Raw genomic sequence first — 20,758 nt, forward strand, 5'->3', positions numbered from 1 at the left:
CTCAGAAAATGTCGACGCCGTCTGCGTTGGGTGCTGCTGCCACCGCCACTGCATCGGCGGGAGCGGGCGGCGTGTCGCCGGCGGCGGCTGCTTCGCTGTCGAGGCCGGGAATCGCGGTCTGCCGCGGGTCGACGGGCAGCGCCTCCTGCTCGACCCTGTCAGTGGCCACCGGCGGCTGGTTCGAATCGGCTGCATCGCCCGATCCGCTTCGTACCTTGCGTCCCGGCTTGCCCTTCGTTGCGGCGGGTGCCGGCGCGGACTTGCCCGTTCCGTTGGCCTCGCTCGCTGCGCGTGCCTGGTCGAGTACCGATTGCGTACTCGGCTCGTAGATCGCGACAGCCTCTGCGAAATCGCGATCGAGTTCGTCGGGAGTGGCGAGGATCGACAGCGGATAGAGTGTCTTTTCGCCTTTGACGTCATCCTTGGCGCGCGGCGTGACGTTCACGCGCAACTGGTCGCCTTCGGCCGTAATCAGCAGGGTGAGCGTCGTTTTCTGGGCAAGCGGGTACAGCGATGCAAATAGGGACATTTGCCTATCTCCGGAGAGGTTAAGAGTCAGTGCTGCTGTGAGCGCCACTCGACGAACGGGCGGCGCAAAAGGTTGTGGAAGCGTTCTGCCGCAGCCTTGTCGGTCGCTAGCGCCCGGCGACTGTCGATTCCGCAAACGGTGCGGATGATTTCTGCCGCTTCTTCGGCCGTTAGCTGTTCGACCTGTGACGCGGACGACAGCCACTCGCGAAACCTTGGATCGCGCGGCAGCATGCCGGCGAGTTGCGATATGTTTGGCATGGTTGGTCATCAGGCCGCGAGGCCGTCGTAGTTGCGATCGGCGAAGTCTGTGTCGCCGGGGAAGCGGCCGGTGCCATCGCTGCGATACCAGCAGAAAAGAGAGCCCCGGCGATGCGGAAACCAGTAGCCTTCGCAATCGCACCGCGTCTTCGTTGTATCGCGCCGGTTCATCCAGCGGTCGAGCCGGTAGGTGCGCCGGCCACAAACGGAGCAGCGCGGCAAACGGGCGAACTGGTCGGGGTGTCTGCGCAGGCAGCGACGAGTCGCGCAGTGGCAACAACGGACGTGATATCGGATCATGGTCAGTCGTCGAAATCGCCGCTGGCGCGACGCTTCACGTCGCCTCGTTCACGAAGGCGACGCTGTTCGCGGAGCTCGCGGGCGCGCGCCGACGATTCGAGCGTCTGCCGGACCTCGGGTTTCTGGATGGCCGTGTCGAAATTGCCCACCATGTGCAGCAGCTGCCATTCGACGCGAAGCAGGTGCCGGGGAAGGTGGCTCTTGTCCATGACCATCGCCTCAGATTTGCCGGGGCGCCGCAGCGCGAACGACCGGAGCACCGTCGTCCTCGGAATCGACCGCGGCGAGGGCGAACGTTACGAGTGCGGCGATTAACCAGATCTGCCAGAGCGGAAGCGGTTTTTTCATCGCGTGTCCCGCTGTCCGAACGCCAGAGAGATGCCTGCGGCGAGCACGGCGCCGGCGAACGAGCGAGTACGCTGATAGCAGTCCCGCAGGGAGTTCTCGTATTGTTCAGTTCGGCGTGGCCGCTGAATGAAGGCCGCCAGCTCGCCGTTCGTGAGGCGCTGGCCAATTGCGGGGCTGTGGCTGCTCATTGCTCAGCCCTGAACGCGAATGACGTCAATCACGCGCGCGCAGCCCGTCAGACGCATAGCGAGATGCGCCGCGTAGATTGCGTGGGTGGCTTTGAGTTGGATGAAGGGCGTGAGCGGACTCGGCTCATCGCCCTTCATAAGGTAGTAGCAGCGGTACGACGACATGTGACTCTCCAACAAACTAGGTTGGTTGGAGAATAACAAACAAAATTGGTTACATCAACAAATTTACTTTGTTGTGACGGTCGACGCCTGCTTTCCTACCGCCCGTAATTACGTGGCCGGGCCTGCCCCAGATCGATAAACGAGCTTTCCAACGATCCTGAGCAGGCCCATCTCGGTCGCGGGGATAAATCGATCCGGGAATGCCGGATTGTAGGAATGCAGGCGTACGCCGCCGCCGGATTCTTTGAAGACCTGCTTCACGAGGGCCTCGTCTTCAAAATGGACCGCGTAGATTCCCCCATCTGACACCCGCGTCTTCGCTTCGTCGATCATGAACACGTCGCGATGAAACAGGAAGGGCTCCATGCTGTCGCCGCGGACGACCAGTAACTTGCAGTCTTGTGGCTTTGAGCCGATTGAGCGGAAGAACGACATATTGAACGGTAAAGCCTTCTTTTCCCGTACTTCCCACTGAATGGCCCCGTTGCCCGCCGAAAAATGATACTCATACTTGTCAATCCACACTCTTTCGGAATCCTCGGGTAGGTCTTCGGGCGTCTCCCATACGAGTACGCCTCCTTTTTGTTCTTGACGTTCGGCTGACTCGCCGCCGTCTGCCTGCACTTCGCCGAATGTGAGCCGCGCCGACGTCACGCCTAGCACTCGGGCGATTGCGTCAAGTTCCCGAGGCCGCAGTGATTTCCCCGTTTCGATATTGTTGATGTACTGCTGGCTGATTGGCTTTTGCGAAAGCTTGGTCGCTTCTTGCGCCAGGTCGGCTTGGGAGAGTCCAAGTGCTTCGCGAGCGCGGCGGAGGTTGTGGGCGAGGTTCATGCGCTGAGAATACAAATAAATTTTGTGCCCCACAAACACACTTAATTTGTTGAATCAACAAACAAGCTTTGTTATGCTGGGCGCCTCTGAACGAGCGGGTAACAAAGTGCGAAGTCTTGGACTGGTCCGGGCAATTGGTCTTGCGGGTACGCAGGCTGCGCTGGCAAGCGCGCTACAACGAGTTGCGCCCAACGTGAAACAACAGCACGTCAGCTATTGGCTCGCCCATGGCGTCCCGCTTCGCCGCGCGCAGCAAATCGTCCAGGTACTGCCCGCGGCGGGACCGGTAGCCGACTTTTATATAGACGTCGGTGACGCCGTTGGTTGCGACTCCCTGTGCGGACCGGCTGGCTGAACCAGTCGTGCCATGAAAGTCGCAAATGCCAATTCGGATCGCCGCGACTGGATATGGGCGTAGATCACCTCTTTGGTTTTTCGAGCGAGGAACGAGCGCCTCGCCGTGCCGGGCCTTTTCCCTTGCTTGTTCATTTGCTTCACCGTTTGTTGTTGATGGACGCATCGTATGAAAACAGTGCGTGCGTAAACAGCATGAAAAACAGTTATCCACAAGGGGTTAGCGTGACCTGCCGATACAGCGATACAACATGGACCGATGTGCTCTACACCTCAGTGCTGAAAACGCCGGGAAAGGTTGAGGATGCCGCGCGCTTTCTTACCGACCGTCGCGGCATCCGCATTACTGGCGAATCGCTTCGTCTGAAACTGCGCGAAGTGGAGGGCGCCCGGATCTCGGGCGAAATGTTCGAGCTGCTCGTCGAATGGATGCTTGAGAAAAACCAGCCGCACGCGCTCGATGCCGTGCACGCGTTCAATGCGCGCTTCGGCCTGGTGGCAGCGCTGAATCAGCGGCCTGATCCGGAGGAGGGTATTACTGCGCTTGTCACCGCTGCGCTCGGCGTGAGCGACAAAACCGGCCGCCTCGCGGAGGAGGTTCGGCGCGCCGCATCCGATGGCGTAATCGATCCTCGCGAAGTTGAGGCGATCGAACGGATCGGGCGCGACGGTCAGCGTCAGATCGAGCAGACGATCACGACCGCACGCGCTGCGGCCAGCATCAATCGACAGTAAGTCGCGTTTCGCTCACCGGGGGAATACATGGGTGCACATGACCCATTGGAAGCGCACGCGCCTATCGCATCGACTGAGTCCGAGCAGGCTGTGCTGGGCGCACTCATGCTCGATAACAGCGCGTACGATCGGATCGGCCAGCTGCTGGCTGAAGACGATTTCACGGTATCCGATCATCGGCTGATTTTCCGGGCGATCACGCAGTTGATCCTCGGGCAGAAGCAGGCCGATGCCATTACGGTGTTTGAGCGTCTGCAGGCGACCGGGGCTCGGATCAAACAGCCGCTGCAGTACCTCAATGAGATCGTCCAGTCGACGCCGGGCGCGGCCAACGTGGCGCGATACGCGGAGATCGTTCGAAACCGGTCAATGCTGCGCGGCTGTCGTCGCGCGGCGATGCAGGTGATCGATATGTGTCACAACACCGCCGGACGCGAGGTATCGGAGATCGTCGATCACGCGCAGTCCGCGTTTCTGCGGCTCTCCGACACCGATCGCCGCAAGGACGACGAGTTCAAGCCGCTGGTGCCGGCGCTAACACGAGTCATTGAAAGGATCGACGAGCTTTTCCACAGGGAAAACAAGGGTGGCGTGACCGGCACGCCGACGGGCTTTGTCGATCTCGACAGCCGGCTCGACGGCATGCACGAAGGCGAGCTCATCATCGTGGGCGGCCGGCCCTCAATGGGTAAAACGTCCTTCGCCATGAACATCGGCGAATACGTGGCGATGCAGCTCGGTCTCCCCGTTGCGGTCGTATCGATGGAAATGCCCGCCGAGCAGCTTGCGATGCGCATGCTCGCGTCGACGGCCCGCGTCAATCAGCACCGCCTGCGCACCGGCACGCTCGAGGACGACGACTGGCCGCGCATCACGCACGGTGTGCAACTGATGGCAGACGCGCAGATCCACGTGCTCGAGGGCGCCTCGCTGACGCCTTCAACGCTCAAGGGCCGGCTGCGCAGGCTGCACCGCGAGTGCGGCCGGCTTGGCGTTGTAGTCGTCGACTATCTGCAACTGATGTCGGGCGATGGCGGCAATTCGGACATGCGCGCGGCCGAGGTGAGCGAGATATCACGCTCGCTCAAGCAGATCGCAACGGAACTGCGTGTGCCTGTCGTCGCGCTGTCGCAGCTGAATCGCGGCCTTGAGCAACGCCCAAACAAACGTCCTGTCATGTCCGATCTGCGCGAGTCCGGCGCAATCGAACAGGACGCCGACGTCATCCTGTTTATCTATCGCGACGAAGTCTACAACCCTGACAGCGCCGATCGCGGCACTGCGGAGATCATCATCGCGAAGCAGCGCAACGGGCCGATCGGCACCGTGCGACTCGCATTCCAGAACGCAATAACCCGGTTCGAAAACTTTGCCGACCCGGGTTCAGGATATTGATCTATGACCACCGTGTCCCCTTTCTTCACCTGGCGCCGTGCGATGACGGGCAGTGAACTGCCGTCGACCACCAAGTTGGTGCTGTTCGTGATCGCCGAGTACACCAATGCGATGGACGACACCTGCTGGCCGTCTGTCGAAACGATCGCCGAGAAGGCGAGCCTCTCGGAGCGTTGCGTCAGCAATCACCTCGACGTCGCGGAGCGCAATGGATGGCTGACGCGCTGGAAGTCGCGCAGGCCGGCGCGTCGCTGGGCGCATGCGCACTATCGACTGTCGATCCCGGAGGACGTCGCGCGCCGTCAGCGTGATGCCATCGATTTCGATCTCGCGGACGATGCTGCGATGTTGGCCAATCCGGAACCACGTTCAGGTAACCCTGTGGAGTTGGACGAACGTGGTTCCGAAGTTGCGCAGGAATCGGGCAATCAGGAACGATATTCCGGTAACCCTGCGGAACTGGCCGAACGTGGTTCCGAAGCGCCGGGCGCAGAGCCCTTGCCGGCGGCCAATCCGGAAAGTTACCGGAACCACGTTCCTACTAATAAACCAGTAAACAGAAATACAAGTAAACCCTCTCTATCTCAACCCTTAGCGGTTAACGAAGGTAAGGGCGTTCAGAGAGAAAAACCGGACGAAGGTGCGATGTCGCTCGCGCGCTGGATGCTCGAGCGCATCCGGGCACGTCTGCATGACTTTGCATTGCCCGACCTTGTCGAGTGGGCGCGAGAAGTCGAGGCGATGCAGGCAGTAGACGGTCGTGACATGCAGGACATCGCGCGGCTGTTTGCGTGGGCGGACCGTGACAGGTTCTGGGCGAAGGTCATCACATCGCCTGCGCGTTTGCGAAAGAACTGGGAGGAGTTGCGCCGTCGTCGCAATGACGCGCTGACGGCCAAGGCCGCCAATGCGGCGTCGCAACCCGCGAGTGCGGCTGACGATCGGGTCTGTGCTCACGTCGGGAACGGCTGCCGCTGCACGCATGCCGCCACGACCATCATCGGCGCCGGCTCAACGCGGCGCGGCTATTGCCGGCAGCACATCGGCCTTTACGAAGATTGACCTGGGGAAAAAGACGCATGAATCTCGAAGAACGTTTGATCAACTGGGCGCGTGCTCAGAGTTGCGGTGGTGGGGATGGTGGGCGTGATTCGCTCGTCGCGAGCATCTACTTTCCGGGCGTGTCCGGGCGCAGCGTCAGTTCGACGCTTGATCTTGCGGATGCAAACCGCGTTGAGGTGGCGATGCGCACGCTCATGCCACTGGACCGCAGACTGTTGCAGATGCACTACGTGTGGCATAAGCCGCCGTTCGTCATCTGCCGGCGGCTTGGTCTGAAGGTACGGCCGGCGACAGTGTTCGACTTAGCGCTCGCACATGCACGCCGATCTCTCGGCGAAAAGCTTCTCGAGCCGAAACGCGAGTTCGTGTCGATGCAGTCGATTATCGATCGGTTGCAGTCCGAACCTCTTGCGGAAACGAAATAGGTCGTCTAAACTCCGCTCCACAATCTGATCCGGTTTCTACCGAGTGCGCGCGGCCTTTGCCGGGCTGCACTACGTCGATAGAAAGCGACTTCAGTAGGTAGCAGGTCAAGCAAGCCCTGAGCGCGCAAGCGTCAGGGCTTTTTTGCGTTTGACCGTTGGTTTCTAACGACTCGCGTGCCATTGCCCGTGCCGGCCCGATCTTGCGGATGCTGCGCAAAAAATGCGCAGGGGACCCTATAGGCCTCAGGCACACGGGGGCTCGCACCCGCGTTTTTTCTCTACTGGTGATTCCCCAGGGGGGGTCATATTCATGCCAACCCAACAGCAGATCGCCGACCACCTGGACCTCGACCAGTCGGCAGTTTCGCGCCTCGTCGACAAGCTCGGCATCGACTACCGGCAGGCATCGATCGACGAGATCCGCGTCGAGTACATCCGGCATCTTCGTGGTATCGCGTCTGGTCGGGTCGGCGACGGCGGATACGACCTTGCCACCGAGCGCGCGATGACCGAGCGTGTGGAGCGCGAGATCAAGATCCTTACGCTCGCGGAGAAGAAGGGGCAGCTCGTCAATGCCGAGCAGCTGGAACGCGCCTATGGCCAGATGGTCGGCGCGTTCCAGTCGGACCTGCTGTCGCTGCCGGACAAGATCGCGCAGGAGATGCGCACGCTCTATGGGGTCGACGTCGATGTCGAGTTGTTGAATGAACACATCAATGGATGTCTCGAGCAGCTGGCTGGATACGACCCCGACCGTGCGCGCAGTGATCCGGCGCCTGGCGAAGCTGCTGACGCCGGCCGAGAAGATCGGGACGACGGACTGGGCGAGGCGCTATCGCCGTTTGAGCGCGAAGGCGGCAGCGAGCCCGGGTAAGTACAACCCGGACATCACGCCGTGGGTGCACGGTATGCACGCCGCGCTCGACGATCCGCGCGTGCAGAAGGTCGTATGCATGAAGTCCGCACAGGTGGCGTGGACGGACGGTGTTCTGCTGAACTACGTCGGGCGACGTATCGACATCGATCCGTGCCCGATGATCATCATGTTCGCCAAGGAGAAGTCGGCGAAGAAATTCAACCTCGAAAAATTCGAGCCGATGGTCGAGGTGACGCCGCGCCTGTCCGCGAAACTGCCGGTGCATGCGGGCCGTGACAAGAACAACCTGTGGGATCACAAGACGTTCGCCCGGGGCTTTCTCAAATTCATCACGTCGAACGCACCGGACGATGTGAAGTCGACGCCGGCGCCAGTGGTTGCAGTGGAAGAGCCGGATGACGCGAACCAGAACGTTCGCGAGCAGGGCGATTCGATCACGCTGCTCGAGGAGCGCAACAAGAGCTACTCCGACAGCCGCCGCAAGGTGATCTTTGGCGGCACGCCGACGATCGACGGGTTCTCGCGGATCGCACAGGCCTATGAGTCGTCGGACCAGCGTCGGTATCTGGTGCCGTGTCCCGATTGTGGCGAAGAGCACGAACTAGCCTGGGACAACGTCACGTGGACCGAGAATGCCGAAGCGCCGCACGAGGTGTTCGGGCTGGCCACGCCCGAGTCCGCGCGTTACGCGTGCCCGTTCTGCGGCAGTCTGTGGGACGACACAGCGCGCTTTCGCGCCGTGCGGCGCGGGCAGTGGGTTGCAACCGCCGCATTTCACGGCGTCGCCGGCTTCCGTCTGAACGAACTCGTGTCGCCGTTTCCCGGCTCGCGACTCGCGGAGCTCGTCAAGAAGCGGCTCGTCGCGGAAAAAGCACTGCGCGCGGGCGACGATACGAAGATGCGATCGTTCGTCAACAACACCGAGGGCCGCCCCTACAAGTACGAGAGCGATATTCCCGAGATCGATCTGCTCGCGGAGCGTGCGCTCGACTATGACGTCTTCACCGTGCCGGCCGGCGCACTGGTGCTCACCGCCGGCATCGACGTGCAGCATGACCGGATCGCGATCGTGCTGCGCGCGTGGGGCCGTGGCGAAGAAAGCTGGCTGGTGCTGTGGGACGAAATCTACGGCAACGTGCTCGAGCAGGGCACCGATCCGATGGTCGGCGGCGTCTGGGGCGCACTGACCGATCTGCTCACGCAGGGCTACCGGCATGCGAACGGCTGGGTGCTGCGCGCAAAGGCCGCGTCGATCGACTCGTCGGACGGCTCGACGTCAGATGCGGTCTACCGCTATGTGCGTGTCGCGCAGAAGCGTGGCATCAACATCATGGCGATCAAGGGCGCGAAGCAGATCGATGCGGAGATATTCAGCGTGCCGAAGGCGCCGGTCGACTCGGTGCGCAACAACAGCAAGGCCGCGAAGTACGGGCTGCGGCCGTACATGGTCGGTGTGAGCAAGGCCAAGGATCTGATCCTCGACAACCGGCTGAAACTCGAAGGCGACGGCCCGGGCCGCATGCACTGGTACAAGGGCGTGCGCGGCGACTATCTGCAGCAGCTCACCGCGGAAGTGAAGGTGCCGGGGCGAATCGGCAGCAAACGCATCTGGCAGAAGAAGGCCGGTGCGCGTAACGAGGCGCTCGACTGCGAGGTCTACGCCCTGCACGCGGCGCGCAGCGTCAAGATCCACCTCATGACCGAAGCGCACTGGATGCTCGAACAGCATCGCCTGTCGCAGGCTTCTCTCTTCGATACGGTGCCGGTCGCTACCGGCCTGCCGGGCGTCGCGGACATCGAGCCGCCGCCGGATCCACCGGTGCCGATCGCCGCGCCCAGCAACACACCCGAAACCCCGCCTCCAAGCGGGGTTTCGCGCATTCAGGGCCGGCGAACCGCGCGGTCAACGTATCTGAAGCGCCGATAGAAGCACATCACAGGAGCACGGTATGGCTTACACAGCGGCGGATCTCGCCCGCGTCCAGTCCGCGATTGCGAAGGGCGAGCTCGAGGTCCAGTACGCGGACCGCAAGGTCCGTTACCGGTCGATCGCGGAACTGCGTGAAGCGCAGACCGAGATCGTGCGCGCGCTCGATCGGGCGAATCCGCGCTCGCGCGTGTTCCGTCTTCGGCACGACGGCAAGGGGGTGCGATGAAGCCTTCCTATCCGTCACTCGCAAAGCGCGGTTTCGTGATGCCGACCCGTCTGAAAGCGGCGGCCTATGAAGCCGCCAGCTCCGCTGGCGCACGCGCCCGGTCGTGGCAGACGTCAGGCGCCGGACCGAATGCGGCGGCAGTGCAGAACCTGCCGCTCATCCGCAGCCGCGCGCGCGATGCGATCCGCAATGACCCGTGGGCGAAGACGGCGATCGCGCGGCTGGTGTCGAACACGATCGGCACGGGTATCCAGCCGCATCCGCAACATCCTGACCCGGCTGTCCGGCGACAGCAGAAGCAGCTGTGGGACGACTGGGTCGGCGAGTCCGACGCGGACGGCCTGCTCGATTTTTACGGACAGCAGACGCTCGCCGCGCGGGCGTTCTTCGGCGACGGCGAGGTGCTGGTGCGCCGGCGCATGCGCCACCCCGATGACGGGCTGCCGGTGCCGCTGCAGCTTCAGGTGCTCGAGGGTGACCTGCTGCCGGTCGAAAAGAATGAACTGCGGCCGGATGGCGGCGAGATCATCAACGGCGTCGAATACGACGGTGATGACCGACGGGTTGCCTATCACCTGCTGCGTCGTCACCCGGGCGAATACAGCCGGATGACGGGTGGGGGTCTCATGACCGTGCCGGTTTCCGCGGACGACGTGGCGCACGTGTTCCAGCCGTTGCGCGCCGGGCAGGTGCGCGGCGTGCCCGAACTGTCGACGGTGCTGCTGCGGTTGCACTCGCTCGACAACTTCGACGACGCGGTGCTGTTCCGGCAGGAGATCAGCAACCTGTTCGCGGGCTTTCTCGTCAAGCCGAACGCGGAGCCGGGCCTCGTGGGTGATCCGGTGACGGGCGAGGGGCTGGTTTTCGACTCGGACGGCTTCTCGCCGGTGGTGTCACTGGAACCCGGAACGGTGCAGGAACTGGCGCCCGGCGAGGACATGCGCTTTGCCACGCCACCCGGTGCCGGAGCCGATTACAGCCCGTTCATGCGGCAGCAGCTGATGGCCGCCGCTGCGTCGGTGGGCATGCCGTACGAGATTCTCACCGGCGACCTGCGTGAAGTGGGCGACCGCGTGCTGCGGGTGCTGCTCAACGAATTCCGGCGCTCGATCGAGCAGCTGCAGTGGAACATCTTCATTCACCAGTATTGCCGCCGCGCATGGGCGTGGTGGGTTGACGCGTGCGCACTGTCGGGCGCCATGCCGATGCCGGACTTCCATCGTACGCGCCGTGAATACCTGCGCGTGCGCTGGGTGCCGCAGGGCTGGCCGTATATCCACCCGGTGCAGGACGTCAATGCGCAGAAGCTCGCGATCCGCTCGGGGCTGACGAGCCGCTCGGCATCGATCCTCAAACAGGGCGAAGACCCCGAACAGGTCGATGGAGAAAACGCGGCAGACAACGCGCGGGCCGATGCGCTTGGCCTGCGTTACGACACCGATCCCCGCTCGCGCGACATCGCGGGTGATGGGGTGCCCGATACGCACATTCAAAGGCAGGAACCGTAGATGAAAAACCGCAAGTGGTGGGACATCCGGGCGATGACGAACGCGCAGGGCGCGGCCGTCGCCGAGATCCGGATCTATGACGAGATCGGATTCTGGGGCACTGATGCGAAGACCTTCATCGCGCAGCTCGACACCGCGGCGGCCAGTGCGACAGAGGTAATCGTCGCCGTGAATTCGCCGGGTGGCGATGTGTTCGACGCCTTCGCGATTTACAACGCGCTGCGAAGGTACGCCGGCAAGGTCACTGCGCGCGTCGATGGCGTGGCCGCGTCCGCCGCCGGACTGGTGGTGATGGCGGGCGATCAGGTCGTGATGCCTGAAAACGCGATGCTGATGATTCACAACCCGTGGACGATCGCGCTCGGTTCGGCGGCGGATCTTCGCAGCACGGCCGACATGATGGACAAGGCGCGCGACGGGATTCTCGCGGCGTACCGGCGCAAGAGCGGCCAGACGGACGAGGAGCTGACCGCGATGATGGATGCGGAGACGTGGCTCACGGCGCTCGAAGCGCAGTCGCTTGGCTTCTGCGACGTGATCGAGGAGCCGGTGCGACTCGCGGCGTCGACCAACGCGGCAGGCCTGCTTGCCCGTTTCAAAAACTCGCCGGAGCCGGTGCAGGCGCTGGTCGAGGCAGAGAGTGATGCGCCGTCGTCGCCGCCCGCTGACCCGCCGTCCAATGACCCACCGGTCAATGATCCGCCGGCGCCGATTTCCCCCGAACCCGCTTCGCCTGCAGAAAACCCGCCTGCGCCCGCGCCACAGGATCCGGGCCCAGTTGCCGTGCGTGAAGAACCGGGTGTACTGGCCGCGCACGTGTTCAACGCCTGCCGCGCGGCCAACCTGTCCATGTGCGCGGAAAGCATCGTAACGCTTACCGCGCTGAAGGATCGCGCAACGATCGATGCGGCGATCCGGGACGCAACCGACATCGCGGGGCTGTGCCTTGCGGCGAAGTTGCCGGAACTGACCGCGCAGTTTGTGGGCGATGGCCTGAATCCCGACCAGGTGCGCGCGCGACTGTTCGACCGTGTCACGCAGTCCCAGCCGCGTGTGAATAACCGGCAGCAGCCGGCCCCGAACGATGCAGGCCGATCCTCCACGGGTCCGAAAGCATCGTCCATCTACGCCGCCCGTCAGGGCGTCGCAAAGTCACTTTGATAACGGCGCTATTGAGGCGCAGAAAGGAGCTGCTGTATGACCATCAAGACCCAGGGCACGCTGACCGGCGAGTTTCTTCTCTCCGAAGGCGAAGGCCAGATCTCGCGTGAGCGCATCGTTGTTGCGAAGGGCGATGCGCTGCCCGCCGGGCAACTGCTCGGCACACTCGGAACCGGCGAATATGCGCCGTACAACAACACCGCGGCAGACGGTTCCGAAATCGTCACGGCGATCCTGTACGCGCCGCTGCCCGCATCCGGGGACCCGCGCCCCACGGTCGGCATTGTTCGCCTCGCAGAGGTTGCGGAAGCGCGCCTCACGGGCCTCGATGCCGCGGCCCGCAGTGACCTCGCTGCTCACTACGTGATCGTGCGCTAGACCGCGCCATCGTTTCGACCATTTCGCCGTTGTTGAATCGCGACGGCGGCGTCACAGCTATTCAGGAGAGTCTTTATGGCGGATATCGCCCTTTTCAACGACGATGCATTCTCGCTGTCGTCGCTCAGCGCTGCGATCAACGAGCAGCCATTCGTGCCGAGCCGGCTTGCGGCATTGGGCCTGTTCGAAGAGCAGGGCATCACGACGACGGTGGTCCAGATCGAGAAGGACGGCGACACGCTCGCACTGGTTCCGGCTGGCATTCGTGGCTCGTCGGCCAGCGTTGTCGTCGGCAGCAAGCGTCAGATGCTGCCGTTCAATACGGTGCACCTGCCGCAACGCGCAACCATCGGCGCCGACGAAATCCAGAACCTGCGCGCATTCGGCTCGGAGACCGAACTCGAAGCGCTGACGACGGTGGTCAATCGTCGGCTCGGCAAAATGCGCCGGCAGCTCGACGCGACGCACGAATTCCACCGGATCGGCGCGATCAAGGGGCAGATTCTGGATGCGGACGGCAAATCGGTCGTCGTGGATCTGCTCAAGGCATTCGACATCGAGCAGACCGTGATCGACTTCGAGCTCGATAAGGTGGCTGATACCGAGATCCGCACGAAGTGCCAGTTGGTGCTCGACGCGATCGAAGACGCACTCGGCAACATTCCGTTTACCGGCGCACGCGTCCTCTGCGGCCGGAAATTCTGGAACGCGCTGATCGTTCTGAAGACGGTCAAGGAAACGTACCTTGCCACAGCGATGGCAGCGTCCCTGCGCGGCGATACGCGTGACGCGTTCGATATCGGCGGCTGCACCTTCGAGCGCTATCGCGGTCGCGTCGGTGACGTGGGCTACGTTGCTGACGATGAAGCACATGCGGTGCCGGAAGGCGTGCCGGATCTCTTCATCACGCGCTTTGCGCCGGCCGACTATGTGGAGGCGGTCAACACGACCGGTCTGCCGTATTACGCGAAGCAGGAGCTGATGGACTTCGGCAAGGGCGTCGAGATCGAGGCGCAGTCGAATCCGATTCATCTCTGCACGCGTCCGAAGGCTGTTATCAGGCTGACGGCCTGAGGAGACACGTATGGCGTTCCGTGATCTGGTCGCGGATCTCGACGACGCCGTGATCCGCGACCTGGCCGACGACGACATCACCGTCGACGGCGAGCCGTTGCGCGGCATGTTCGCCGCGCCCTGGCTCGGTCCGGATCTCGGCCGGCAGCGCACGCAGCTCGAGCATCCGCAGGTGAGTGTGCGCGAGGCCGATGCCGTTGCGATCCGTGAGGGCAGCATCGCGACGGTTGGCGCCGACGAATATGTCGTGTTCGAACTGCAACCCGACGGCACGGGGTGGACCGTGCTGCTGCTAAGGCCCCGTTGATGAGGCACGCCGATGGATGCAATGAAAGTCGAGATCGACATCAGGGAAGTGACCGCCGCGCTGCAGGGACTGTCACCGTCCGCCATGCAGGGCGCGTGGCGCCGCACGCTGCGCAAGACCGCCGCGTGGATCAAGAGCCAGACCGGCAAGGAAGTCTCCCGCGGCACGCAGATCCCGCAGAAGGTGATCCGCAGCCGGCTGTACTTCTTCATGCGTTCGGCCGATACCGGCAAGGTCTGGCTGGGGCTGAATCCCGTTGAAGCCCACCGGCTGGGTTCCGTACGCGAAACGAAAAAGGGCATGCGGGCGGGGCGCTTCACCTTCGATGGCGCATGGCGGCAGACGAAGGCCAAACCGGACGGGCCGATCTACCAGCGAACCGGCAAGGCCCGCACGCCGTTCGAGGTCGTGACAGTGAACTGGTCGAAGACCGGTGACCCGGCGTTCCGTCGTGCGGCGCAGATGTGCGAGGCGCGGCTGATGGTGATACTGCGGCAGGAAGTGAACTACGAAATCCAGAAGGCGATAGGAGGAGTCCGGCGTGCCCGATAACCTGAAAACATTGCACGACGCGATGATCGCGGGCCTGCGCGCCGCACTGCCCGATATCTCACCGATCGACGCCTATCCGCGCATCGGCCGGAAGATTCCGACGCCCAGCATTGCAGTAGAAATGTCGGAAATGGAACCGGGACATGATCCCGGCACCGGACAGACGTCGCTGGTCGGGCGCTTCCAGGCGCGGGCGATCTGTGATCCGCTTGGCGCCCACGCGGATCTCGCGGTGCGCGAGCTGGCCGCGCGGATCGCGTGTGCGGTGCACGCGCAGACGTGGGGTGTGCCGGTGACGCCGGCGAGGCTGGTGCAAATCGGCGACGATCCGTTCAAGCCGGAACTCGACGCGTATCTCGTCTGGCTCGTCGAGTGGACGCACGAGTTTGATCTCGGCGATGTCGCCGCGCCGTTTCCGGCCGCGGGCTCCGCTGTGCTGTGGGGCGTCGATCCTGATACGGGCACGGCGCCTGGCGCGGAGTACCTGGATCCGGCACACGATCCGTCCGAAGGATAGCCAGATGAGCGACTACGAGATTGGCGAGATCGATCGCCTGATAGCGAGCATCGTGCAGGCGGGCTATATCGACGATGTCCAGTACGACCCGCCGCGCTGCCGGGTGCGTAACGGCGAGTGGGTCAGCGCCCTGCTGCCATGGAAGACGTTTGCGGCGGGCCGGGTCAGGACGTGGTGCCCGCCCTCGGTCGGCGAGCAGGCCATCGTGCTGGCGCCATCGGGCACGCTTGCCGGCGCATTCGTGCTGGCCGGCTTCTATAGCGACACGCATGGCGGGGCAAACGGCAATGCTGCGAACCTGACGGCGACCGACTGGCCGGACGGCGCGCATGAGCATTACGACCACGATGCGCACGAATATGTGCTGTCGGTTCCCGCTGGTGGCCGGATCGTTTTCCGCATCGGTGACACGCAGATGGAACTGACGGCGGACGGCATCACGCAGAGCGCGCCGAAGCTGCTCGTCGATGCACCGGATTCAACCTTCACCGGCAACAGCACGACACAGAAGCGGCTGACGTTCCAGGGCGGCATGACCGGCAGCAATTCGGCGGGCGGTCCTGCATCCGAGATCGACGGTGACGCCAACTTCACCGGCACCGTGACATCGAAGGGCGTTTCGCTGCCGGATCACATACACATGGTGAAGCAGGAGGGTGCGCCGACGGATCCACCCTTGAAAGAGTAGGGCGCTACGTTCGAAGCGTTCGTGAAAAGTTACTTTAGCCTCGCCTTCGCGCGAGGCCTTTTTGCTGGAGTTTCGATATGCCGCAAGATGAAGACAATCCGTTGCCTGCCCGGCTCGCCGCGGCAACCGTCGCTGCCGACAGGGTGTCCATCGCTTTCCGTGACAGGGCATTCAGGTCGCGCACGCTGGTGTTTGCCGATGGCACCACGCTTGCCGTCGAAAAGAGTCACGTAACGGCTACCACGCAGGAACACGTGTCGGCACTCGAGCGCCATCCCGATTTCGAACGCGTCGCGGACGGTTCCTGACGATGGGCGCGGGTACGGCGCTGGTCGGCATGGACCGTCAGACGGGCAAACCGGTCACCGGTATCGCGCACCTGAAGCAGAGCATCGGCGACATCCTCTCGACGCGCAAGGGCACACGACGTGAGCGGCCCGAGTACGGCTCCGAGATTCCCCGCATGGTCGATCTGCCGGTAACGCGCGGCTGGATTTCTTCGGCGCAGGCGGAAGCGGCCCGCGCGATCGGGCGCTGGGAGCCGCGCATCAGGGTCTCCCGCGTCACGGTCGCATCGATCGTTGACGGCCGGGTGACGTTCCGCATTCAGGGCGTCTACGAAGGCGACGACGCAGTTTTCGAGGTGACCACGTGACAACCATTGATCTGAGTGCGATCGATCCGCCGGATCTGGTCGACACGCTCGACTTCGAGGATATCTATCAGGAGAAGCTCGTGCATTTCAGAAGCATTTACCCCGACTGGAGCGCGGCGCTCGAGTCGGACCCCGTCGTGAAGCTGATCGAGCTTGCGGCCTACCGCGAAGTGCGGTTCCGTGCGCGGGTCAATGACGCCGCACGCGCGGTGATGCTGGCGTTTTCGACCGGTGCCGATCTCGAGCATCTCGCGGCGCTGCTCGACATCGAACGGGCGACCATCGATCCTGGCGATGCAGATGCGAATCCGCCGGTCGAGCCGACCCTCGAAGGCGACGACCGGCTGAAGCTGCGCACGCAGATGTCGATCGAACGCTCGACGGTGGCCGGTCCATCCGGCAGTTACGTTGCGCTGGCCATGAATGCCTCGGCGGACGTGCTGGACGTCAGGGTGGATCGTCCGGAGGCGGGCGTCGTGCGCCTGACGCTGCTGTCGGCGGTGGGCGATGGCGTGCCCGACCAGGCGCTGATCGGCACCGTGACGGCAGCCGTCTCACCCGAGGACGTCCGGCCGCTGAACGACGAGGTGCTGGTGACAGCCGGCGAGCGCGTCGATTTCGCCGTCGAGGCGGACGTCCATGTCGGTAGCGGTCCAGGCGGTGAGGCCGTTTTCGAAGCGCGACGCGCAGCACTGGAGAAGGCGATCGCCAGTGCCCGCAAGCTGGGCGTCGGCATGTCGCTGTCCGCGATCTACGGTGCGCTGCATCCACCGGATTCCGGCGTGATCGACGTCGATCTGCGATCGCCGTCCGCGCACGTTCTCTGTACGCCGCGGCAGTTCGCCAACTGCACGTCGATCGTGCTCAACATGAAGGTGGACGATGCGGACTATGCGTGACGCCCTGTTACCGGCCAACCAGACGCCGCTCGAAACGGCGCTCGCGATCGTGATGGCGCCGGGTGTCGATCCCGAAATCCTGCGCACGCTGTGGGATGCGGACCGGTGTCCCACCGGCTGGTTGCCGTGGCTCGCGTGGGCGCTGGCCGTCGACGGCTGGGAGCTGGCCGAATCCGAAGACGCGAAGCGGGCGCTGATCAAGGGGTCCCTTGCACTGCACCGCAGGAAGGGTACGCCGTGGGCGGTGCGGGAGGTGATCCGCCGGCTCGGCTTCGGCGAGGTCGAGCTGGTCGAAGGGCGACTCGCGCGGCGTCGCGACGGGTCGATCACCCGCAATGGCGACCACGTGCACGGACGCGCGAACGCATGGGCGGAATACATCGTGAAGCTTCAGCAGCCGGTCACGCGCGACCAGGCGGACAGCCTGAAGGCCGTGCTCGGGCGCTACGCGCCCGCGCGCAGCCTGCTCGCCCTGCTCGACTACACGGCGGTGCCGGTCCGACATAACGGCGTCGCCATGCGCAATGGACAATACAACAGAGGGAGTGTCGCCTGATGGCAGACCTTGTGGAAATCGCCCAGTGGGAAGAGGGTGTGTATCAGCTGGAAACGTCGGACCCCGTCATGGGTGGCCCGGATGGAGTCGATAACCGGCAGGCAAAGCAGCTTGCGAACCGTACGCGCTATCTGAGGGCGCAGCAGGAAGCGCACGCGGGCGCAGACAATCCGCACCCGCAATACGCGACGCTCGTCGCCATGCAGGCCGCAATCGCGGCGCTGGTGAATGCCTCGCCGGCCACGCTCGATACGCTGAAGGAACTGGCCGATGCGCTCGGCGACGATCCGGATTTCGCGACGACGGTGACGAACGCACTCGCGTTGAAGGCCGCGCTCGACTCGCCGCTTTTCACCGGTACACCCAGGGGACCGACGCCAGCGCAGTTCGACAACAGCACGAAGCTTGCGACTACGGCGTTTCTCAGTCAGTCCGGGCTTCAATACTCGCCACTTCACTCGGGCCAGGCCACCGTCGCGTCGACGACGATGGACAACAGTTACATCGGTTCGAGAGTGGTTTTCAACAACACGGCCAATCAGGCCGCGACGCTTCCGCCGATCGCCGGGTTGCCTAACGGGGCAAGCGTCCATTGCAGCAAGGTCAGTACATCGTCGAGCGGGATTGTCACGATTTCCGCGGCGGGCGCGGACCAGATCGACAGTGGCACAGGGCTGGTCACGGGCGTGACGCTTAACCCTGGCGAAGACTGCGTATTTACCGTCCTGTCCGGCGCCTGGGTCATCAGCGGATCGTTCCTGTTCCGCCGCAATGCGTTCTCGCAGTCGCTTGCCAATAACGGCTATGCGAAGCTGCCTAGCGGATTGATCCTCCAGTGGGGCACCAGCACGATCGCAACGCAATCGATGCAGACGGTCACGCTGCCGGTCGCTTACCCCAACGCGTTCATTCTGGCTGCGGGCAACACAGGAACCGTGATCTCGCCGAATGCGGCGTCCGTCTCGCTGGGTTTCCAGGGGAACGGGACGAAAACCAGTTTCAACGTGATCGCGGGCACGGCGTCTTCCGGTTCAACGGGTATTTCGTGGATCAGTATCGGGTACTGAGGGACATCATGGGACAGAAATTCGCAGCATACGACGCGCAGGGCGCGATCACCGGCTTTTACGACAGCGTCGACAGTCCGGTGCCGGAGTCCGTGAAGGCCGTCGGGATCACGGACGCGCTGTGGCAGGAACTGATCAACGGACAGGGTCAGGGCAGGCGCATCGCGCTCGACGCTGACGGCATGCCGGCGTTATTCGATCCGCTGCCACCGACGCGTGCGCAGCAGGCCGACATGATGCGCGCGAGGCGCGATGGCGCGCTCGCGGCGACCGACTGGCTCGTCGCCCGGCATCAGGACGAAAAACTGATCGGTGACGGCACGACACTCACGGCCGAGCAGTTCACGGCGCTGCTCCGGTATCGCCAGGCGCTGCGGGACCTCGCCGACGCAACCGGCTGGCCGAACGTCGAACTGCCTGATGCGCCCGGTGCGCCCGATTCCGTGACGTAAGCGCCGCTCCGGCGTGTTGCCGGAGCCCCGCGCTCCATCACCCGAAGCCGCCTGCCCAGGCGGCTTTTTGTTTGCCTGATTTTTTGCCTGATTTCTTTGGCTGAATCTTCCTGATCCCTGGAGACCTTCATGGGTGCAACCTCGTTTTTCCACGGCGTGACCGTGTCGCTGGTCGACACCGGGCCGCGCACCATCGCCGTGCCGAGTTCGTCGATCGTCGGCATGGTCAACACCTATACGCCCGGCCCGGATCGGGCCGCGCCCAATGTGCCGGTGCAGCTCACAAGCTATCGCGAGGCGGTCGCCGCGTTCGGCGAAGGCAGTGCCATTGCCAAAGCGGCCCGCGCGATCTATGCGCAGAGTACGGCCGTGATTGTCGCCACCGGCGTCGCAGCCGGTGGTGAGCCCGCAGCGCTCACCTCGGCGATCATCGGTGGCGTCAGTGCCGGCGGTGCACGCACCGGCCTGCAGTCGCTGCTCGACGCGAAGTCAAAATACAACGTGCAGCCGCGCCTGCTGCTCGCCCCCGGCTTCTCGTCGACGCAGGCGGTTGCGACCGCGATGGATTCGCTTGCCGGCAAACTGCGCGCGATCGGCATCATCGACGGACCGAATATCGATGACGAAGCGGCGATCGCCTACGCGCAGAACTTCGGCAGCAAGCGGCTGTACATGGTTGATCCCGGTGCGACGATGTGGGACACGGCCGCCAACACCGACGTCGATGCGCCGGCTTCGTCGTATGCGGCGGGCCTCTTCTGCCAGACCGACGCGAACATCGGTTTCTGGGCGTCGCCGTCGAACAGGGAAATCACCGATATCACCGGCACGAAGCGGCCGATCGAGTTCCTCGACGGCGACGAGACCTGTCGCGCGAACCTGCTCAACAACGCGAACATCGCGACGATCATCCGCGATGGCGGCTATCGCCTGTGGGGTAACCGCACGCTGTCAAGCGACGCCAAATGGAAGTTCGTCACGCGCGTGCGCACGCTCGACATCGTGATGGACGCGGTGCTCGCCGGCCACAAGTGGGCGGTCGACCGCGGCATCACGGCCACGTACGTGAAGGACGTCACCGAAGGGCTGCAGGCGTTCATGCGCGATCTGAAGAACAAAGGCGCACTGATCAATTTCGAGGTGTATGCGGACCCGGAGCTCAATACCGCGACGCAGCTCGAGGACGGCAAGGTGTACTGGAACATCCGCTTCACCGACGTGCCGCCGGCAGAGAACCCCAACTTCCGCTTCGAGGTCACCAACCAGTGGCTGACCGAAGTGCTCGATACCAATCCCTGATACCAAACACCTGAGAG

The 20,758-nt window shown here is 63.6% G+C and carries 28 protein-coding genes; 22 read left to right on the forward strand and 6 right to left on the reverse strand.

Features of this window, described 5'->3' with window-relative positions; genetic code table 11:
* Position 1 precedes the first annotated feature (1 nt).
* The 6 genes from CUJ90_RS04300 to CUJ90_RS04325 form a co-directional block, all read right to left on the reverse strand.
* Positions 2 to 529 carry a PRTRC system protein E gene (locus CUJ90_RS04300; protein ID WP_114162061.1) on the reverse strand — a complete coding sequence of 176 codons (528 nt, stop codon included), beginning with the start codon at positions 527 to 529 and terminating at the stop codon, positions 2 to 4.
* A 26-nt stretch (positions 530 to 555) separates the two neighbouring features.
* Positions 556 to 762 (reverse strand): hypothetical protein, encoded by a 207-nt coding sequence (locus CUJ90_RS04305; protein ID WP_235005014.1) that lies wholly within the window; start codon positions 760 to 762, stop codon positions 556 to 558.
* A 36-nt stretch (positions 763 to 798) separates the two neighbouring features.
* Positions 799 to 1,089, reverse strand: coding sequence for a hypothetical protein (locus CUJ90_RS04310; protein WP_073432741.1), 291 nt, complete (start codon positions 1,087 to 1,089; stop codon positions 799 to 801).
* Between the two features lie 2 nt (positions 1,090 to 1,091).
* Positions 1,092 to 1,298 (reverse strand): hypothetical protein, encoded by a 207-nt coding sequence (locus tag CUJ90_RS04315; RefSeq protein WP_073432743.1) that lies wholly within the window; start codon positions 1,296 to 1,298, stop codon positions 1,092 to 1,094.
* 330 nt (positions 1,299 to 1,628) lie between these two features.
* Positions 1,629 to 1,790, reverse strand: a complete 162-nt coding sequence (locus CUJ90_RS32600; protein ID WP_161553682.1) for a hypothetical protein — start codon at positions 1,788 to 1,790, stop codon at positions 1,629 to 1,631.
* A 108-nt stretch (positions 1,791 to 1,898) separates the two neighbouring features.
* The gene (locus tag CUJ90_RS04325; RefSeq protein ID WP_073432749.1) at positions 1,899 to 2,624 is read right to left on the reverse strand and encodes an XRE family transcriptional regulator; all 726 of its coding nucleotides are present in this window, start codon (positions 2,622 to 2,624) and stop codon (positions 1,899 to 1,901) included.
* 408 nt (positions 2,625 to 3,032) lie between these two features.
* Here CUJ90_RS04325 and CUJ90_RS04330 point away from each other — a divergent pair, with 408 nt between their 5' ends.
* The 22 genes from CUJ90_RS04330 (at position 3,033) to CUJ90_RS04435 (ending at position 20,741) form a co-directional block, all read left to right on the forward strand.
* Positions 3,033 to 3,713, forward strand: coding sequence for a phage regulatory CII family protein (locus tag CUJ90_RS04330; protein ID WP_340638534.1), 681 nt, complete (start codon positions 3,033 to 3,035; stop codon positions 3,711 to 3,713).
* Positions 3,714 to 3,740: 27 nt separating this feature from the next.
* Positions 3,741 to 5,108, forward strand: a complete 1,368-nt coding sequence (gene dnaB / locus CUJ90_RS04335; RefSeq protein WP_090518743.1) for a replicative DNA helicase — start codon at positions 3,741 to 3,743, stop codon at positions 5,106 to 5,108.
* Between the two features lie 3 nt (positions 5,109 to 5,111).
* A complete protein-coding gene (locus tag CUJ90_RS04340; RefSeq protein ID WP_208645234.1) occupies positions 5,112 to 6,170 on the forward strand; it encodes a helix-turn-helix domain-containing protein in 1,059 nt (352 codons plus the stop codon).
* 17 nt (positions 6,171 to 6,187) lie between these two features.
* A complete protein-coding gene (locus tag CUJ90_RS04345; RefSeq protein WP_073432782.1) occupies positions 6,188 to 6,595 on the forward strand; it encodes a hypothetical protein in 408 nt (135 codons plus the stop codon).
* A 310-nt stretch (positions 6,596 to 6,905) separates the two neighbouring features.
* The gene (locus CUJ90_RS04350; protein ID WP_208645235.1) at positions 6,906 to 7,469 is read left to right on the forward strand and encodes a MarR family transcriptional regulator; all 564 of its coding nucleotides are present in this window, start codon (positions 6,906 to 6,908) and stop codon (positions 7,467 to 7,469) included.
* Positions 7,351 to 9,399 carry a phage terminase large subunit family protein gene (locus CUJ90_RS04355; protein ID WP_340638535.1) on the forward strand — a complete coding sequence of 683 codons (2,049 nt, stop codon included), beginning with the start codon at positions 7,351 to 7,353 and terminating at the stop codon, positions 9,397 to 9,399. The genes CUJ90_RS04350 and CUJ90_RS04355 overlap by 119 nt, the downstream gene beginning before the upstream one ends.
* 22 nt (positions 9,400 to 9,421) lie before the next feature.
* Positions 9,422 to 9,628 (forward strand): phage head-tail joining protein, encoded by a 207-nt coding sequence (locus CUJ90_RS04360; RefSeq protein ID WP_083085362.1) that lies wholly within the window; start codon positions 9,422 to 9,424, stop codon positions 9,626 to 9,628.
* Positions 9,625 to 11,136 (forward strand): phage portal protein, encoded by a 1,512-nt coding sequence (locus CUJ90_RS04365; RefSeq protein ID WP_083085361.1) that lies wholly within the window; start codon positions 9,625 to 9,627, stop codon positions 11,134 to 11,136. Before CUJ90_RS04360 ends, CUJ90_RS04365 begins: the two co-directional genes overlap by 4 nt.
* Positions 11,137 to 12,297 (forward strand): head maturation protease, ClpP-related, encoded by a 1,161-nt coding sequence (locus CUJ90_RS04370; RefSeq protein ID WP_114162063.1) that lies wholly within the window; start codon positions 11,137 to 11,139, stop codon positions 12,295 to 12,297.
* A 36-nt stretch (positions 12,298 to 12,333) separates the two neighbouring features.
* Positions 12,334 to 12,675 carry a head decoration protein gene (locus CUJ90_RS04375; protein ID WP_073432774.1) on the forward strand — a complete coding sequence of 114 codons (342 nt, stop codon included), beginning with the start codon at positions 12,334 to 12,336 and terminating at the stop codon, positions 12,673 to 12,675.
* A gap of 75 nt (positions 12,676 to 12,750) precedes the next feature.
* Positions 12,751 to 13,749, forward strand: a complete 999-nt coding sequence (locus tag CUJ90_RS04380; protein ID WP_073432268.1) for a major capsid protein — start codon at positions 12,751 to 12,753, stop codon at positions 13,747 to 13,749.
* 10 nt (positions 13,750 to 13,759) lie between these two features.
* The gene (locus tag CUJ90_RS04385) at positions 13,760 to 14,056 is read left to right on the forward strand and encodes a head-tail joining protein (RefSeq protein ID WP_083085351.1); all 297 of its coding nucleotides are present in this window, start codon (positions 13,760 to 13,762) and stop codon (positions 14,054 to 14,056) included.
* 12 nt (positions 14,057 to 14,068) lie between these two features.
* The gene (locus CUJ90_RS04390) at positions 14,069 to 14,608 is read left to right on the forward strand and encodes a phage tail protein (protein ID WP_083085349.1); all 540 of its coding nucleotides are present in this window, start codon (positions 14,069 to 14,071) and stop codon (positions 14,606 to 14,608) included.
* Positions 14,598 to 15,125, forward strand: coding sequence for a hypothetical protein (locus CUJ90_RS04395; protein WP_114162064.1), 528 nt, complete (start codon positions 14,598 to 14,600; stop codon positions 15,123 to 15,125). Before CUJ90_RS04390 ends, CUJ90_RS04395 begins: the two co-directional genes overlap by 11 nt.
* Before the next feature lie 4 nt (positions 15,126 to 15,129).
* Positions 15,130 to 15,813 carry a phage baseplate assembly protein V gene (locus CUJ90_RS04400; RefSeq protein WP_114162065.1) on the forward strand — a complete coding sequence of 228 codons (684 nt, stop codon included), beginning with the start codon at positions 15,130 to 15,132 and terminating at the stop codon, positions 15,811 to 15,813.
* 77 nt (positions 15,814 to 15,890) lie between these two features.
* Positions 15,891 to 16,121, forward strand: a complete 231-nt coding sequence (locus tag CUJ90_RS04405) for a hypothetical protein (protein WP_083085345.1) — start codon at positions 15,891 to 15,893, stop codon at positions 16,119 to 16,121.
* Between the two features lie 2 nt (positions 16,122 to 16,123).
* Positions 16,124 to 16,468 (forward strand): GPW/gp25 family protein, encoded by a 345-nt coding sequence (locus tag CUJ90_RS04410; RefSeq protein ID WP_114162066.1) that lies wholly within the window; start codon positions 16,124 to 16,126, stop codon positions 16,466 to 16,468.
* Complete coding sequence (locus tag CUJ90_RS04415) at positions 16,465 to 17,367, forward strand: baseplate assembly protein (protein ID WP_114162067.1); 903 nt, start codon at positions 16,465 to 16,467, stop codon at positions 17,365 to 17,367. The genes CUJ90_RS04410 and CUJ90_RS04415 overlap by 4 nt, the downstream gene beginning before the upstream one ends.
* On the forward strand, positions 17,360 to 17,923 hold the full coding sequence (locus tag CUJ90_RS04420; RefSeq protein WP_114162068.1) for a phage tail protein I: 564 nt from the start codon (positions 17,360 to 17,362) through the stop codon (positions 17,921 to 17,923). Before CUJ90_RS04415 ends, CUJ90_RS04420 begins: the two co-directional genes overlap by 8 nt.
* Positions 17,923 to 18,990, forward strand: coding sequence for a gp53-like domain-containing protein (locus CUJ90_RS04425; RefSeq protein ID WP_152035329.1), 1,068 nt, complete (start codon positions 17,923 to 17,925; stop codon positions 18,988 to 18,990). The genes CUJ90_RS04420 and CUJ90_RS04425 overlap by 1 nt, the downstream gene beginning before the upstream one ends.
* Positions 18,991 to 18,998: 8 nt before the next feature.
* Complete coding sequence (locus CUJ90_RS04430) at positions 18,999 to 19,442, forward strand: phage tail assembly chaperone (RefSeq protein WP_114162070.1); 444 nt, start codon at positions 18,999 to 19,001, stop codon at positions 19,440 to 19,442.
* A 129-nt stretch (positions 19,443 to 19,571) separates the two neighbouring features.
* Positions 19,572 to 20,741, forward strand: coding sequence for a phage tail sheath subtilisin-like domain-containing protein (locus CUJ90_RS04435; protein WP_114162071.1), 1,170 nt, complete (start codon positions 19,572 to 19,574; stop codon positions 20,739 to 20,741).
* Positions 20,742 to 20,758: the final 17 nt, after the last annotated feature.

Origin of the sequence: Paraburkholderia terricola (genome assembly GCF_003330825.1) — a bacterium.
Taxonomy (GTDB): Bacteria; Pseudomonadota; Gammaproteobacteria; order Burkholderiales; family Burkholderiaceae; genus Paraburkholderia; species Paraburkholderia terricola.